This window comes from Nostoc sp. (assembly GCF_036919615.1).
In the GTDB taxonomy this organism is placed as follows: domain Bacteria; phylum Cyanobacteriota; class Cyanobacteriia; order Cyanobacteriales; family Nostocaceae; genus Nostoc.
Map to the genome: position 1 here is coordinate 139,953 of NZ_JBALCN010000098.1, position 16,269 is coordinate 156,221.

Consider the following 16,269-nt stretch of genomic DNA (forward strand, 5'->3'; position numbering starts at 1 on the left):
ACAAATTTTTTAGGAGTTAAAAATGTACACAACATCTCAACCCGATCCCGTCCGCTTAGAAATATTCAAAAACCTCTATCAATTTATTGCCGAACAAATGGGGATTGTTCTCCAAAACACAGCAACGTCTGTAAATATCAAAGAAAGGTTGGATTTCTCCTGCGCTATTTTTGACTCTTCTGGATTATTAGTTGCTAATGCCCCCCATATTCCTGTACATTTAGGCTCAATGAGTGAAAGTGTCCGGAGTTTAATTCATGATAAAGGTGACACCCTAAAACCGGGAAATGTCTATTTATCAAATAATCCCTATAACGGCGGTACACATCTTCCTGACGTAACTGCAATTACCCCTGTTTTTCTAGAAAGTGGAGAAAATTCTGCATCCCCTACTCCCCTATTCTACGTCGCTTCTCGTGGACACCAAGCAGATATCGGTGGAATTACTCCCGGTTCAATGCCTCCCCATAGTACCACAGTTGAAGAGGAAGGAATTCTTTTTGATAATTTTCTCTTGGTTGAAGAGGGAAATTTTCGAGAATCAACAGTAAGACAACACCTCTCAAATCATACTTATCCTGCTCGTAACCCTGACCAAAATATAGCTGATTTGAAAGCACAAATTGCCGCCAATGAAAGGGGAGTTCAAGAACTGTGTAAAATGGTGGATCAATACGGACTTGGGACAGTTCAAGCTTATATGAATTTTGTGCAAGCTAATGCTGAGGAGTCGGTGAGAAAGGCTATCAATCTTCTCAAGCATGGCTCATTTATTTATGAAATGGATAATGGAGCAATAATTCAAACAAAAGTTACGATTCATCAACAAAATCGCAGTGCTACCATTGATTTTACTGGTACATCTAGTCAACTAAATAGTAATTTCAATGCTCCTAAAGCTGTAACTCAAGCAGCAGTCTTATATGTCTTTCGGACTTTGGTTGATGATAATATTCCTCTTAATGCCGGTTGTCTTAACCCTCTAGAAATTATTATCCCGGTCGGCTGTATGCTGAATCCAATTTATCCAGCAGCAGTAGTAGCAGGTAATGTAGAAACTTCTCAAACCATTGTTGATGCTTTATATGGCGCTTTGGGTGTCATGGCTGCTTCTCAAGGAACAATGAATAATTTTACTTTTGGTAATGAGCAATATCAATATTATGAAACTATCTGCGGCGGCTCTGGGGCAGGAATTGATTTTGATGGAACTGATGGTGTTCATTCTCACATGACTAACTCCCGGTTGACTGATCCAGAAGTTTTAGAAACCCGTTATCCTGTACTTTTAGAAAGCTTTAGTCTTCGTGCCGATAGCGGTGGTAAAGGAAAATATTCCGGTGGTAATGGAGTTGTCCGCCGCATCCGTTTCTTAGAACCCATGACAGCTAATATTCTCTCTAGTCATCGGGTTGTCCCTCCCTTTGGATTAAATGGTGGGGAAGCCGGAATTGTTGGACGCAACTGGATACAACGTCAGAATGGAATTGAAGAGAATTTAGACAGCACAGCAACAGTAGAGATGAAAGCTGGGGATGTTTTTGTGATAGAAACTCCTGGAGGAGGCGGATTTGGTAAAGCCTCCTAGTACCAGTAATTTCCGCTGAATTAAAAAGCAGACGCCTTGATTTTGTAGGATTTTCAAATAACTTGGCAACTGGCTGTACTTTGAAGATGCTTTATAATGATTTGTATTCCACATATGTGAAAATTGCTGAAACTCTACTTCTCAAATGTAATTGCTTGATATCGTAAAGCGCCACTACTCCCACTTGGAAAAAGTGCATTTTCATATATAGCAACTAACTCTTTTCCAAGTTGCTGACAATTCTCTACTGAAACTTCGCTGAGATTACTGGCAACAATTCCACACCTTAACACTCCTGGATGTTCATCGAAGATTGGATCATCTATTGCAGCTAAACTTACGTCACCACACCAAATTCGTGTTTCTATTAAACTCACTTTATATTTTGTAAAAGAGAACTTTATTTCATTGATTAAAGTGTCTCTGTATTGATAGGAATCATAACCATACCAATACAAGACTTTTAAACCTTGCTGACTCAATTGGCTAAATAAGTCTATTGAATGCAGTCCGTTAGCAGACCGTATAAATGGACGGAAAGGATCAATATGTACAAATGTGCTTGAAGCATCTTGTACTGACAACTTCGCTGCTTTTTCTGCTAATGTATGAATTCCGTCTGCGTGAATCACCTCAACAACTTTTGATGCCCCTTCAACATCCGCTACTTCTTGAATATTCTTCAAGCTTTTATTATCTATATCACAAAACAAAAATTTAGATTTGTTTTCATGCAAAAGTTTTAATGCAATCAGCGGCGAACCTGGGTAGCTAGATAATTGTCCATTTTGTTGGTAAGTGTTAAGAATATGCTTGTATACCGACGCTTCAAGCGTTGGAGATTCGGTTGTATGCTCTATGAAATAAAACACTCCATAATCCCTTTCAAGAGAATGTGTGAGGGTGTACAATGCAGAACCAGCATGAGATTCCCAGTACGAAAATGGCTTTTCAACTCTCAGAATTTCAGCTAATGGCAAATGTTTCCAAATGTCACCGATTCTTCCGAAGTGTCTATTTGTCATATTGATTTGCAAAAGATTTTATCTGTAATAACACTTATCAATCCAAATTCGCATTTCTTCTTCAGAACCAAAACAAGCCGAGCGTCCTGTGATTGGATCGTAGGCGTGCCAACAAGAAATGTGACCACGCCGATCAGATTCCTGCCACACTTGCAGGTCAGAACTACTAGTCATCCATATGACAAAATGTTGCCAATATTTTCGTAAATTTAACAAAAAATTAAATTTATTCATAGTGAAAGCGCCTGATCAACAGTAAGCTATTACTTTTACTTTCACGTAATAATTTTCAACTGAGAAGGTACAGTTTTGGCAGATTTTATCTAGTGCAGTTCAGCGCCATCCCAACTGGTATAGTAAAGAATCTCGCAACTGTACTAGGTAAACTTGGTAAAAATAGTTTATATTGCCAGTATTGATGATTATTCAGTCATTAACGAGTGCGCCAAAATGAAAATTTTATTAGAACGACAATCACACAAACCCATTTATTTGCAGATCTATGATCAGCGATGCCTACGGCGGGCTACGCCTACGCACTTGTGTACTTGATCGTGGTACGACAAAGTTTGAAGTACTCCAACACGACTTCGGAGTACCTCAACACGACTTTCAAGTACCTCAACACGATTTTGGAGTACCTCAACACGACTTTCAAGTACTTCAACATGACTTCGGAGTACCTCAAGACGACTTTCAAGTACTTCAACACGATTTTGGAGTACTTCAACATGACTTCGGAGTACCTCAACACGATTTTGGAGTACTTCAACATGACTTCGGAGTACCTCAACACGATTTTCAAGTACTTCAACATGACTTCGAGGTATCTGTTGCTTATATAGCAGTCCTAAATCATTCGTAAGAATTTGAGATCGTTTTAACCTCCCGTAATCCTGCCTTGGTAAGCTACGGTGTATACACAAGTCTGAAATAGGTTACTCACCTGGTTTTTTGCGTCAGTTTTACCCCACCCTAACCCTCCCCTTGTGAAGGGGAGGGAACAAGATTTCTTATTTTCCGCTTTTATAAGGGGGAATTACAAGATTTGTTATTTCCCCCCTTTATAAGGGGGAATTACAAGATTTCTTATTTCCCCCCTTTATAAGGGGGGATTAAGGGGGGTAATTCGACTGTATATACACGGTAGCCTTGGTAACGGGGGACGGCTCAGACATTGAGATCAAAAGTGCGATGCCTGCTCTGGGCTACGCCATCGCCTGATATTGTAGATTGGGTTGAGGAACGTAGCAAGATCCCGCAGGGTAACCCAACATGATCAAGTTTTGTTGGGTTTCGCTGTCGCTCAACCCAACCTACAATTATCCTTAACCCAAGCGTATTGGCTCAGAACTCGGAAGGTCTAGCTCTTATCTCGAAGCTTTGAGATGGGAACATGAAACTAGAATATTAGACCTCTTGCAAAAATCCTTGAATCACCCCTCCCTAACCCTCCCCTTGTAAACTATTTATTACCCGGATCTTTCTTAACATGGCTGAAAAGCAGACAAGATAAAGGTTATAGAAAATGATATTCTTGTGTGGCTTGACAAAATAAAATAATTATGTAGATGGTGATAAATTCCGATAAGTGCGATCATTAACTAGCCTTTCACACTTTTATTAAGTATCTTGTTTGATTGTTAAGAAAGATGCGGGTAATGGATAGCCTTTTAGGAGAGAGGTTTGGAGAGAGGTCAAAATATATGCCATACACAAAGCATCCAGGGCAATGATTTGCAAGGTATCGCATCAGTTTCCTGGTGCTAGAATTGCAGAATTGCCAATAGATGGTTCGGTGTATTCGCAAAAAATATTCAAGCCGATTTTGAGGATATATAAAACAATAACAGTTGCGATCGCTGGATCAATTGGCAAACCGTGTGCCGTCGCTACACCAACAAGGGAGATAATCAACCCTGTCAGCAAGGGCGAACTCCCTGGATTTTTTGTGTAATCTTTAAGTTGACCACGAAAACCATCATCGCCACAAAGTTCTTCACGCAATACTTTTAGTGTTACTTGCCAAAGTGATTTACTTTGCTGCATCAACGGTTGCCCATTTTTCTCAATCCACAAATCCTCAAAAGCGGTTTCAACTTTGCCATTGTGTTTTTCCAAGTGATTCAATGCGTGCTGTGCAGGATCGTAATCTTGTAAAATCTCCCGTGCAGCATTCATTTCCGTATGACTTAATTGAGCATCCATCATTTATCCTCATTTTTTAGTTTGTTATTGGGCATTGGCATGAGGCATTGGTTATTATTATTCTCCCCTGCTTCCCTGCTTCCCGCAAAAGTTCAAACTACGTCAAAATTTAGATAAACGCGATCGCACTTACTGATAATGCAGATTACCCAAAGTCTCCATACAGCAATTCTTGTCACTGACTTAGAACGCTCCGAACACTTTTATGGCAAAGTATTGGGATTATCTAAAATAGATCGTTCCCTGAAATACGCTGGTGCATGGTATCAAGTCGGCAACTATCAAATTCACCTGATAGTCGCAACCACTGTCCCCACCGAAAACCCAAACGAAAAATGGGGACGCAATCCCCACGTCGCCTTCTCAGTAACTGACTTAGATGCTGCCAAACAGCAATTCCTCAATCATAACTATCCAATTCAAGCCAGCGCTTCCGGTCGCGCTGCCTTATTCACTCAAGACCCTGATGGAAATATTATTGAGTTGAGTCAGCAATGAGAGGGAGTGGGGAGTGGGGGACAAGGGAGAATTATTGAAAAAGTCTCTACCTTGTTTTGTCCTAATGACCAATGACCAATGACAAATGACAAATGAAAATCATTGCTTACTCTTATACCAATCCGCTATTAGAATCTGCTCCCGATCAAGCCGATTGGGGATGGGAGGTGGATCGGGTTTATGAAGATTTGGGCAAGCCAGAGTCCTGCGGACACGCTGCGCGAACGCAATTACAACAATTATTTACTGATTGCCAAACTGAAGGAGCAGATTATCTCTTGATTCGTCGGTTGGAAGAATTAGGGGATACTGTAGAGGAAATTAGCGATCGCTTGAATCAACTCGAAGCAATGGGAGTAGCGATCATCGCCACAGAACAGCCCTACACTTCCGAAAATTACCCTCTGGGCGCTGACTTGCTGAATTTGCTACACGCAATCCAACGTCGACAACGTAGTCGTCGCATCCGTGAAGGACACGCCCGTAATCGTCTCGATGTTGCACCGCCACCGGGCAAAGTTCCCTACGGCTATCGCAGAGGTAAGGGAAAATATACCATTGACCGCAGTACTTCACCAGTAGTCAAAGATTTTTTTGAACACTTTTTACTCTATGGTTCCTTGCGGGGTTCAGTTCGTTACTTGGCGAAAAAATACGCCAAAAAAATCTCTGTTACCACAGGAAGACGCTGGCTGACTAATCCTGTTTATCGCGGCAATACAGCTTACCAAAATGGTGAAATTATCTCCGATACCCATATTCCGATAATTTCTAAGTCAGAAGCAGCTCAAGTTGACCGACTTTTACGCCGTAACAGCCGTTTACCATCCCGAACTGCTAGTGCGCCGCGTTCTTTAGCTGGGTTAGTAGTCTGTGCTGAGTGTCAGTCACACATGACAGTTACTCGTGTCACCCAACGCAATCAAGATAAGGAGTATCTTTATTTACGTTCTACTAACTGTCCTCAACGTCCCAAGTGTAAGGCTATTCCTTACCAAGATGTTTTAGAACATACAATTGAAACGGTTTGCCGTGACTTACCCTTAGCTGTAGCGGGGATGAATTTTCCTCAGTTGGATGCAGTCAAAAATAGTTTAGGGCAAGCGATCGCTCGTCAGCAAGAAATACTTGCTCAGTTACCCGCTTTAATTGAAACTGGAATTTTAGATGTTGAAACAGCAAAGTTAAGGGCTTACAAACTCCGCACAGAAATTTCTGCACTCGAAGCAAAGTTAGCGACTCTTCCTCCAGTTAACTTGCGTTCTGTTGCTCAAGCTGTTTCCATTCCACAATTTTGGTTAGATTTGTCAGAAACAGAACGACGATTTTACTTTCGAGAATTCATCAGGCAAATTGAGATTACTCTTCAGAATAAAGAATTAAAACTACAAGTTATTTTTATTTTTTAAATAAGTAAACCACGCAGTAAGATTCTATTCTCGTTAAGAGTCTCCGACTGGGATACCCCTCATTGAGGCTCCGCCTACCTTACTCGCAACAACCCAATAAACAGCATAGCCAGAGGCTCTTAACGAGGTTTTAAAGGGGTTTTACCGTTAAGTTGACACCAATGAGCAATGTTCACTACGACATGTGAACAATTTACTCATCCTCAGTTTCACTCTCTTGAGTTTTAGGAGTTAGCCGCCAAGAGGTGGTTTTGTCAATATCTACAGACAGATATTCCAGATTTTGCCCTAAATCTTTTTGGAGTTTCTGAGTTAGTGTGATTGGAAAATCTAAATTAATATCTTGGGTTTGTGCTAGCCTTGCCAATTCTATAAAAGTAGCTTTGACTGTAGTGCGCTCATAACTAGTCAGCTTGTAATCAGAAGTTTCTGATATATTCTGAGCCTGCATGGCTTTTTTTATGCGTTCTTGCAAATGCTCAAATTCTGAATTCAACAACTTCCATTGTTGCTCAAGTTGCAAGTATCTGGTATTTAGTGATATTAAGTCTTCCGTTGCGGGGTCGGGGCTGGCTTGGGCTTGTAATCCTAACAGATTTGAGTGGATTTGAGCAAGATAAATACAGTCTAGGTAAGCATACTCTATCTGTTCTTCAGTCAGGGGACGTTTTCCCCAATCGCTTTTTTGTTCTTGTTTATCAATATTGTTAAAGCTACAAAGTGCCATAGCTATGGTTTTGAGTTGGTAATTTGGTAATGGCAAGAGATAGTAGGGAATTTTTTTTGCCATTTCCAAAGTGCAAGTAATATTTTTGGCTTTCTTGTTACCGAGAAATTTTAGATCATAACTAGCCTGGTGAAAAACTTTTTCAATGGCAGAATTTATCATGATTTCTTGAATAAATTCAGCTACAATATTAGATTGATCTAGCACATCTAAAAGGTAGACGCGATCGCCACTCATATCTTTAGGATTATCTAATACCTGAATCAGCGATAGTCGGGGATTACGACTTTTATAGTCTGCTACTTCTGTATCTATCCACAGCGTTTTAGCATTGGTATATTCAGCAACAATGGCACGAATTTCGCAGACGGAAGTAAGGTACGGCATTGGCCAATATTTCCTGATATTTAGGGCATTATTAAGTAAGCCATAGTTTTCTAAAGTAACATTTTGTTGGTAATTTTGCTGGTACAATATTGCAAAAACGCTGAAGTTTTAAATTGTCGCAGCTACGCCCGTCATAGACATCGCCAAACTGACTCAAATCTGATAACATCGAGTCACCACTGTCAGGTTGCATAGTCTACCCTCAAAAAAGCTCCTTAGCATCTACGTTAATATTGACACGGAGCCACGACTGTATGCACTATATTGGTTAGCAGCCGTCAGGAAAATTGAATTGGCGCTTTTCAAAACTGGCTGCAAAATCTTAGCCTCAAGAAATTGTCCAAGTTCCAATTTTCAGTAACCTGAGAACTTACTTGGGCACTTTTGCTACTTCAGCTTTAATTGCTTTTTAACATCTGCTCCTCACCATGACACACACCTCAATTAATCGCTTCAAATACTCAATTCGGAGATAGATAATGAAAAAGCTAATTCCATTACTAGTTAGTAGTATTTTGGTAGTTGGTACTTTTGGCTGTCAAGAGGCAAGGGAAACTGGTTCGGAAACTCCTAGCACTTCTAATGAAGCCGCTCAAGCACCTGCAAAACCAGCTTCTCAGACAACTCAAACTGCCAAAATTCCAGGAAAAGAAACGACTCCTTTAGCAGCCAGCACAAACACTAAAGTTAAAACCGATTCTGAAAAAACGGCAGCAACAAAAGCTAAGAGTGACTTAAAAACTGAAGTTAGCAAAAAGTTAAACAAAGGCTTACCAGGCAATAAGTTACAAGTTGAAAACAAAGAGAGTGAAATTATCCTCAAAGGCACAGCAAGTTCTCAAGAAGAACTCCAGAAAGCTGAAACCTTGGCTAAAGAAGTTCAAGGTGTGAAGACGGTAAAGGTGGAAGCAAAAGTTGAAGCTGGCAAAAAGCCATAAAAGAATAACTAAAGCTCTCAGTTAACGGTAGACTAGCTAAATCAGCTGACATCATCATAAAACATAAACAGGATTTACGTCTGTGTAAACCCTGTTTTTTTTGCTTAAATAAGGGTGAGGAATTGGCAAGATAAAACTTCTTTATTCAATATTTTGACCACGTTTTATGCATTTAACTTTAATGTTTAATTACCTCCTGTAATTATTAGTTGACAGTGAATAGTTAACCCTTTCAAGGTGACTCATAAAATCTCTGCTTTCCTCTCTGCGCTCTCTGCGCCTCTGCGGTTGAAAAATAATTTATTTAACCTTATTAGGCGCAGAGAACACAGAGAAAATAGGAATCCTATACATAGTTTGGCTAGACCCAGATCATCTGCTGTATCCAACAAAAAACTAAGGAATCATTGCTACCTTAATAACTTGACGCGCCTTCATCTCATAAAACACCTGTTCTAAATCTTTTAATGGCCGCTGCTCACTAATAAGTAACTCAAAGGGAATATTGCGACTAGCAATCAGTGCAAGCGCCTCCCGCACATATTCTGGTGTATTATGAAACACGCCTTTAATAGTAAGTTCACTGTAGTGTAGCTGTTCTGTATTCACGCTAATGCTAGTATCTCGTGGACATCCACCGAATAAGTTGACTGTTGCACCAGGACGGGCGCAGGCGATCGCAGTTTCCCAAACACTTGGTACACCAGTTGCTTCAATCACTACATCTGCACCCCATCCTTGGGTGAGTTCTTTCACCACACTGGGAATATCCGGGATTTGATGATAATTAAAGGTCTGAGTTGCACCCAATTTGTGACCAATTTCTAGCCTGTGGTTATTACCTCCCCACAGTAACACCTCAGCTTTCCCACTCAACGCCGCCACAAACATCAGCCCGATCGCCCCATCTCCTAAGACAACTACTTGATCTTTGGCTTTGACGTTAGAGCGGGCTACACCATGCAACACACAAGCTAAGGGTTCTGTCATCGCTGCCAATTCCCACGGCAACTCATCAGGAATCTGCAACAAATTATGCTTTACTATCGGTGCGGGAATTTTCAGATATTCTGCAAAAGTCCCATTATTCCAGGTCAGATTTGGACATAATGAATACTCTTGACGTTGACAAAAAAAGCAATTTATGCATGGGGCAGAATTATTAGCGACGATGCGATCGCCCACTTGCCAACCAGTAACACCTGCTCCCAAGGCAATAATTCGCCCAGCAGCTTCGTGACCAAACAGCGTCGGCGGTATCAGCATTTTGGCATGACCACCACGGCGCCAGACTTTCAAATCCGTACCACAAGTTGTTGCTACCCCCACTTGGATCACAACTTCGCCAGCCGCCGGAGTGGGGTTAGCAACCTCCTCTAGGCGTAAATCTTTTTGACCATACAGTAACGCTGCTAACAAAGCTTTAAACCTATCAATTAGCTCCATTCAATTTTATCAGTTGAAGCTATTTGATAGGTTTAAACTAAATCAGTTTTGATTTTTAGTAGGCTTTTATTAATCTAAAATGCCGTAAAACTAGGAATTCACAGCTGGCTGAGGAACCACTCCAGTGTTCCGGGTTTCCACATTTGGCAAGCGAGTAACAGTTAATAGCGGTACTTCTTGTCGGCACGACAGGCAAAACCAATATAGTTCACCATGACGGGCATGACGCAGGAGGGAACCACCGCAGCATGGACAGGTGTTGGCTCTTGTACTCATCCTAATGTCCTCCTTGAAAAAAGTTATTGTTTAAGCTGGATAAAAAAAGTAATTCATTAAAACTGGATTTTAGCTGCATGAATGCGGCCATTCGATTCTATGCGGTCTTTAATAATTTGTCTGTAAACAGCTTCGTATCCGTTAACCATTTGGCTAACACCAAAGTTGTTTTCCACATATTTTCGACAGGTTTCACGATTGAGTTCCAAAGTTAGTGGAATAATTGCCGCCATTTCTGCATAGCTTTTGCAGATAAAACCTGTTTTATCGTGGGCAATTACCTCAGGTACAGAGCCTAAATTCATGGCAATTACTGGTGTACCCGTTGCCATTGATTCAATCATTACTAAGCCAAAAGGTTCTTGCCAGCTAATGGGAAAAAGAGTTATAGCAGCATTGCCCAGAAGTTCAGCCTTTTCGGCGTGGTTAATTTCGCCTAGATATTCGATTTGCTGACCATCTATGAGGGGGGCAATCTCTTGTTCAAAAAACTTGGAGTCTACTAAATCTACCTTTCCTGCCATCTTCAAGCGCCAACCAGTCTGCTTGGCAATAGCGATCGCATGTTGTGGCCCTTTTTCTGGCGAAAAACGACCTAAAAATGCCAAATATGGAGGTTCTGACGGTTGGGCTACAAATGGATAATCTGCTAGCTCAATTCCGTTATAAACCGTGCCAATATAATTGAGATCGATTTGACGCTGCGAGTTACTAATGCTGACGTATGGTTGCTTTTGGTGGTAACTAAATGCTTGACGGTTGTCCTTTGTAAAATTACCGTGCAGGGTGTGCACTGTAGAAGTTACTGTTATCAAACTCGCTAAAGGTAATGCCGAAATCCCTAAATGAGAATGGATAATATCGAATTGGGCAGCACCTTGGTAAACTTGGCTCAGTTCCAGCATTTCGTACACTGCATACTCTTTGACATTTGGGTCTAAGCGCAATGCACACGGATAAACTGCTTCTAAATGAGCCAAAGTTTCAGAATCACCAGAGGCAAACAAAGTTACCTCATGACCACGACGAACAAGTTCATCGGTCAAGCGACTCACTACCAGTTCTATTCCTCCATAATTAGGAGGTGGAACCCTTTCCCATAAGGGGGCGACTTGAGCGATTTTCATAAGTTTTTTCGGTTCAGTCTCTGAAATTGCTCTCAATATAATGAGTTGAATCATTATTGTATGAGAACAGAGCATTTGTACTTACTCTTTTGACATTTAAATTAACCTAACAGGTTACCAAAAGCGTAATAACGATTAACCGTACCGCAAATTTTCTGCAGACAAATCGTAAAGACTATCGGCAAAAGTCAACTCTGAGCTACACTTCTAGCCTAGAGGCAATCAGTTGATTGTTGCATCTGTCTTCGGAATCATAATGAAGTAGAATATTTTGTAGCAGAACTTACAAAAATGAATATTTTGTAGCTGACAACACTAAAATATTTAATGGGATCAAGTCATTAAAGCTTAGTTTATACGTAATTGGGAAATAGAACAGAAATTATAAATGTTAAATAATTGTACAAAAATTACATAATTTGTAATTGGTAATTTGTAAAAACTCTGATAACTAACTAATGAAAATCGCTACTTGGAACGTCAACTCAATTCGCACTCGCCTCGAACAGGTTACCGACTGGTTAACCCTGAATCCCGTTGATGTTCTCTGCTTGCAAGAAACCAAAGTTGTGGATGCCGAGTTTCCGCGATCGCCTTTTGAGCAGTTAGGCTATAACCTTTATATATCAGGACAAAAATCTTATAACGGCGTAGCTCTGATTAGCCGCCAGCCACTCCTAGACGTAACTAGCGGGTTTAGGGCGATTTTGCCAGATTTACACCACGAATGGGATGAGCAAAAGCGGGTGATTACAGGTGTAATTGATGGTGTTCGGATTGTAAACTTATATGTTCCCAATGGCGCAGCAGTAGGAACTGAGAAATATGAATACAAACTGCGCTGGTTGACAGCGCTACGCGAGTATTTGCGATTGCTCGTGCTGTCACAACCTGCAATTTGTGTATGCGGAGACTTCAACATCGCCCTGGAAGATAAGGATATTCACGAGCAAGTGAGTACAGAAAATCATATTATGGCAACAAATACAGAGCGCCAAGCCTTACGGGATATTCTGACACTAGGATTTGCTGATGCTTTTCGCAAATTCACCACAGAAGGTGGAAATTATAGCTGGTGGGATTATCGCGCCGCCGCCTTCCGTCGCAACTTAGGTTGGCGGATTGACCATCACTATCTCACACCTATTCTGTATGAGCGTGCTAAAAGTTGTATCATCGATGTCGCACCCAGAAAATTAACCCAACCCAGCGACCATACGCCAGTGATTGTTGAATTTTGAATGGGCCATTGAGTACTTGTACTGAGCGTTGCCGTAAAGCCTGCGGCATAGCTTCGCTTAAGGCGCAGCCTAAGAAGAGAAGTATGGGGCATTAAGCAAAAAGAGTAGAGTTTTTATGCTTGTTCACGAGTATCAAAGACTCATTCATGAATCTTTTGTTGTCTTATTCCCACTACGATGATAGATTTAGGTCAGTTTTAGAGAGCGGGTAATATATATCCTTAGAACTGGGATTAAGATAAGGACGCTGCAAGTCGATTGTATGGTGTGTAAAGTGTTGGTCAATAACCCTCATCCGCTCCTCCATCGCATTCTTACCTTTTTGCCAAGCTTCCAATAAAGCATTAGCGACAATTTGGCAACGGTTCATCCCAAAACTTTCTTGTGCAGCAAATTTTTGGGTTGGTTCCTCGGCTAAACCTAACCCTGGTGCTAAAAATTTTGTAAACAAGGGAATTTCAGGCTGGAAATAGGATTGATTTTCTGGATAAATAGCTTGAAGGATTGTGCGAATTGCTGGATAGTCGGGGAGTTCAAAGTAGAGTAGCCCCGAATCATAGCGTCCGTATGCACAGGGATTGTGAAGAACCTGAAAGCTAAAAGGAATCGAGGCTGCATTCAATTGCAGTGTCAGGCTTCCCATGAGAGCGATCGCACCAGATGCCGTAAAGTTAAAGTAAATTCGCCCTGCTCCCAAATCAGCATCAGGGTTGCTTTGCCGTTCCTGTCCGACATTACTAACTGCCAAGTAACAGCCATTTTGCAGTCGATTTTTGGGCATCCAGATTGCTACCATGTCACCCACTTTGGTAGATTTCTTGCTGGATTCTAGATGGCAGTTTGGCTCAACATAAAGTGTTAAACCGCCTTTAGTCACCGCCATAGTCCCATCAGGTTCTTTCCGCAACACCTGCCATCGAGGGTCAAAGTAACCTATGCCGTGATTACACTCGTGTAATTGCTCGTAAAAGTTCCAATCAATCTCCAAAATGGAATTATCTACTAAATTATGCTTTGGTGGGTGATTAGTACTATCAGTATTGACAGCTAAAGTACTTTGCAGAGAGCCATTGTAATAGATTCCATAGAGATAGTTTCGCAGCAGTAGAGTGAGATACTTATGTTGTAAATCTACGGAATTTTGCTGAAATCTATCGGCTATTTTAGTCGGCAGAGCAAAGGGTTGATAATTGGGATGGTAAATACAAAAATTTGACTCAATCTGGATATTCTTAGCAATATCGAATAGAGAAGTTAGCGGTTGATTGATAGAGTAATTTAGCATTAATCCATTCAGAACTAAAACTTTAAAATCCAAAATTATGAAACCACTCTGCGGCAAAAATTATCTGATATTTATGATAGGCTAAATAACATGCAGAACCATTCAAAATGTCTAATTTAATGTTATAAATAGCTTTTAAATTGTTCTGCCCCCTGCCATTAACAACCACGGAGCCGAGTTTTTTCATAATAAATGCGAAGTAACTGCTGCTCTTTTACAGGTTGAGGAAGTTTATGGATTTTTGCCACAGGATTCAGAATTTCAGACAATGATATCCCAAAAATAGTCAGTACAGCTTGCTCTGGCATAATCAGTAAACTTTTAGCTACTTGCAGCATACAAATGTGAGCATTATTAAAGTATTTCTGGCAGGTAATTATCTCCTGAATTTGATGAATTAGTCCCAGCCCTGCAAACTGGATAACGCGCGAAATAAAATCACGGCGGTATTCCAAAATCATGGGGAAAGCATTTATATAAGCCCTAATTAGGGCAATAATTGAAGGTTGTAAAATCTCTAAAGGTGTCAAAGCCAGATGTAGAGATTCTTCTAATTTAATAGTGGGGTCTACTACGAGACTGTTGAGCCAAATTCCTAAATAGCTTGCTAATAAAGTTCCTAAATCAAAGGCTGGATCTCCCCAAGAACAAGCTTCCCAATCAATTAGTCGGACTAGGCAATTGTCTAGTTTCTCCCACCTTGAATGAACCAAAATATTGTTCAATTTCAGGTCGTTGTGAGTCAAGCAGCAAGGATTCCAGTCATATGCCAAATCTGCGATCGCTGATTCCAAACTCTCATACTGTTGATAGAGAACATAGAATTTCAGCGCATCCGTGGGAACAGTTCCAAAAATCTCCGGCCCAATTGACTCTACCCCTTGTGCCGGATTGTAAAAGCCATAGCGAAACTCTCCTTGGGGAGCAGTTGCCATAAAATCCCTATATTCTCGGCGGTTATAGGTTGCGCGATGCAGTCCTGCCAAAGTAGTGCCGAGCGCAGAAGCAATTTCTTGTGGAAAAATATCATTGTTGTGGTAGAATATCGCAAGCTCCAGATATTCACTTAGGTAATTGCGGACGAGGATAGAATTTTGTTCGTCAAAATGCACTACCAATGGTGCGTAGTTTACCGCCGTAGGCATCGCTGAAATATTGCCGAGAACTGGAAACTGCTGGAGCAACTGGTGAAACAGCCATTCCTTAAACAACTCATGGGGCGGCGCATCATTGTTGATGTTACGTTTTTGTTTAAGCAGTAGTTTCCGATTATCTGCTAGAGTCACTAGTAAATCGAAATTGTTATTGCTACTTCCTGGCAACTCAGATTTATCTGATGCGCCATCTTCTGAGCTACACAGACCCGCATCTTGCAGATACTGCATAACGTTATGAGAAGACAGTGATAATACCATGTATTATTTCCTACTTCATAAATTACTTAAACTTATCTGTGTCAAATTTGCTTGGTCTTAGCAGCTTTCGGTAGATAGTAACTAGTGCGTGAATAATAATAAATATTTGTACAATCTACCAATATCCCATATTTGGGAGAAAAACCTGCCAAAATGGCACCAAGTCGTTTACAATAGCTTTAAAATTTGCTCCTAGATACCGTGACATCTTTACACTTTATCAGTATAGTTACTTAGATATATCTAGAGCAAGTTTTGTGGTTGAGCCTTTTGATGTAGCTGCATCTGCTTTTTTTGTGGCAAAGAAGCATCCCCAGCAAAAAACTGATTGGCGGCAGATGTTGTTTGATATTCAGTAGTCATCCTGAAAGCAGCGAAGAATTTCAGCAATCCTTCGCGATACGAAGCATGACATTCGACGCTATTATTTTTATTTATCATCACAAAGCTAAAAAAACCGGACTTTTTAGGCAATTAGTAATTATTTTTTTCTTTAATTTTCAGAAATTATGTCTGGAAACCTTGTGATAACGTCATTTGTGTCACCTACAAATTGTAGATGACTATAGGCGATCAAAGATAACGGCTACATGAGTGCATCCTATGTAACTGTACTTTTGTCAAGTATGTTAAAGGACTTCCAAATAAAAAACCTCTAATATCATGTCCGCCAAATTACCCATAATAAAAGAACCCCAC

At 40.7% G+C, this 16,269-nt stretch carries 15 protein-coding genes; 6 read left to right on the top strand and 9 right to left on the bottom strand.

Annotated elements, in window-relative coordinates:
* Nucleotides 1-22 precede the first annotated feature (22 nt).
* On the top strand, nt 23-1,588 hold the full coding sequence (locus V7K48_RS30295; protein WP_335078284.1) for a hydantoinase B/oxoprolinase family protein: 1,566 nt from the start codon (nt 23-25) through the stop codon (nt 1,586-1,588).
* 134 nt (nt 1,589-1,722) lie between these two features.
* Here V7K48_RS30295 and rlmJ read toward each other — a convergent pair whose 3' ends face one another.
* Together rlmJ and V7K48_RS30305 are read right to left on the bottom strand one after the other, a co-directional pair.
* Nucleotides 1,723-2,613, bottom strand: a complete 891-nt coding sequence (gene rlmJ / locus V7K48_RS30300) for a 23S rRNA (adenine(2030)-N(6))-methyltransferase RlmJ (protein ID WP_335078286.1) — start codon at nt 2,611-2,613, stop codon at nt 1,723-1,725.
* A gap of 18 nt (nt 2,614-2,631) precedes the next feature.
* A complete protein-coding gene (locus V7K48_RS30305; RefSeq protein WP_335078288.1) occupies nt 2,632-2,787 on the bottom strand; it encodes a hypothetical protein in 156 nt (51 codons plus the stop codon).
* A 328-nt stretch (nt 2,788-3,115) separates the two neighbouring features.
* Between V7K48_RS30305 and V7K48_RS30310 the strand changes: the two genes are divergently transcribed.
* Nucleotides 3,116-3,478: a hypothetical protein gene (locus V7K48_RS30310; protein WP_335078290.1), complete on the top strand. Its 363-nt coding sequence runs from the start codon at nt 3,116-3,118 to the stop codon at nt 3,476-3,478.
* An 887-nt stretch (nt 3,479-4,365) separates the two neighbouring features.
* On the opposite strand, the gene V7K48_RS30315 is transcribed toward V7K48_RS30310, so the two are convergent.
* Nucleotides 4,366-4,821, bottom strand: a complete 456-nt coding sequence (locus V7K48_RS30315) for a hypothetical protein (protein WP_335078398.1) — start codon at nt 4,819-4,821, stop codon at nt 4,366-4,368.
* Nucleotides 4,822-4,959: 138 nt separating this feature from the next.
* Here V7K48_RS30315 and V7K48_RS30320 point away from each other — a divergent pair, with 138 nt between their 5' ends.
* A complete protein-coding gene (locus V7K48_RS30320) occupies nt 4,960-5,319 on the top strand; it encodes a VOC family protein (protein ID WP_273765083.1) in 360 nt (119 codons plus the stop codon).
* Between the two features lie 92 nt (nt 5,320-5,411).
* Nucleotides 5,412-6,728 carry a recombinase family protein gene (locus V7K48_RS30325; RefSeq protein WP_335078292.1) on the top strand — a complete coding sequence of 439 codons (1,317 nt, stop codon included), beginning with the start codon at nt 5,412-5,414 and terminating at the stop codon, nt 6,726-6,728.
* A gap of 193 nt (nt 6,729-6,921) precedes the next feature.
* Here the strand turns inward: V7K48_RS30325 and V7K48_RS30330 are convergent, their stop codons facing one another.
* The gene (locus V7K48_RS30330; RefSeq protein WP_335078294.1) at nt 6,922-7,842 is read right to left on the bottom strand and encodes a ribonuclease D; all 921 of its coding nucleotides are present in this window, start codon (nt 7,840-7,842) and stop codon (nt 6,922-6,924) included.
* Nucleotides 7,843-8,321: 479 nt separating this feature from the next.
* Here V7K48_RS30330 and V7K48_RS30335 point away from each other — a divergent pair, with 479 nt between their 5' ends.
* A complete protein-coding gene (locus V7K48_RS30335) occupies nt 8,322-8,780 on the top strand; it encodes a BON domain-containing protein (protein ID WP_335078296.1) in 459 nt (152 codons plus the stop codon).
* A 396-nt stretch (nt 8,781-9,176) separates the two neighbouring features.
* Here the strand turns inward: V7K48_RS30335 and V7K48_RS30340 are convergent, their stop codons facing one another.
* From V7K48_RS30340 to V7K48_RS30350, 3 genes are all read right to left on the bottom strand, one after another.
* Nucleotides 9,177-10,199: a zinc-dependent alcohol dehydrogenase gene (locus V7K48_RS30340; protein ID WP_335078400.1), complete on the bottom strand. Its 1,023-nt coding sequence runs from the start codon at nt 10,197-10,199 to the stop codon at nt 9,177-9,179.
* 117 nt (nt 10,200-10,316) lie between these two features.
* A complete protein-coding gene (locus V7K48_RS30345; protein WP_334970049.1) occupies nt 10,317-10,502 on the bottom strand; it encodes a hypothetical protein in 186 nt (61 codons plus the stop codon).
* Nucleotides 10,503-10,558: 56 nt separating this feature from the next.
* Nucleotides 10,559-11,629, bottom strand: coding sequence for a glycosyltransferase family 4 protein (locus tag V7K48_RS30350; protein ID WP_335078298.1), 1,071 nt, complete (start codon nt 11,627-11,629; stop codon nt 10,559-10,561).
* 458 nt (nt 11,630-12,087) lie between these two features.
* Between V7K48_RS30350 and xth the strand changes: the two genes are divergently transcribed.
* On the top strand, nt 12,088-12,870 hold the full coding sequence (gene xth / locus V7K48_RS30355; RefSeq protein WP_335078300.1) for an exodeoxyribonuclease III: 783 nt from the start codon (nt 12,088-12,090) through the stop codon (nt 12,868-12,870).
* A gap of 172 nt (nt 12,871-13,042) precedes the next feature.
* Here xth and V7K48_RS30360 read toward each other — a convergent pair whose 3' ends face one another.
* Nucleotides 13,043-14,155, bottom strand: coding sequence for a T3SS effector HopA1 family protein (locus tag V7K48_RS30360; RefSeq protein WP_335078302.1), 1,113 nt, complete (start codon nt 14,153-14,155; stop codon nt 13,043-13,045).
* A 158-nt stretch (nt 14,156-14,313) separates the two neighbouring features.
* Complete coding sequence (locus V7K48_RS30365; protein ID WP_335078304.1) at nt 14,314-15,570, bottom strand: phosphotransferase; 1,257 nt, start codon at nt 15,568-15,570, stop codon at nt 14,314-14,316.
* Between the last annotated feature and the right edge of the window lie 699 nt (nt 15,571-16,269).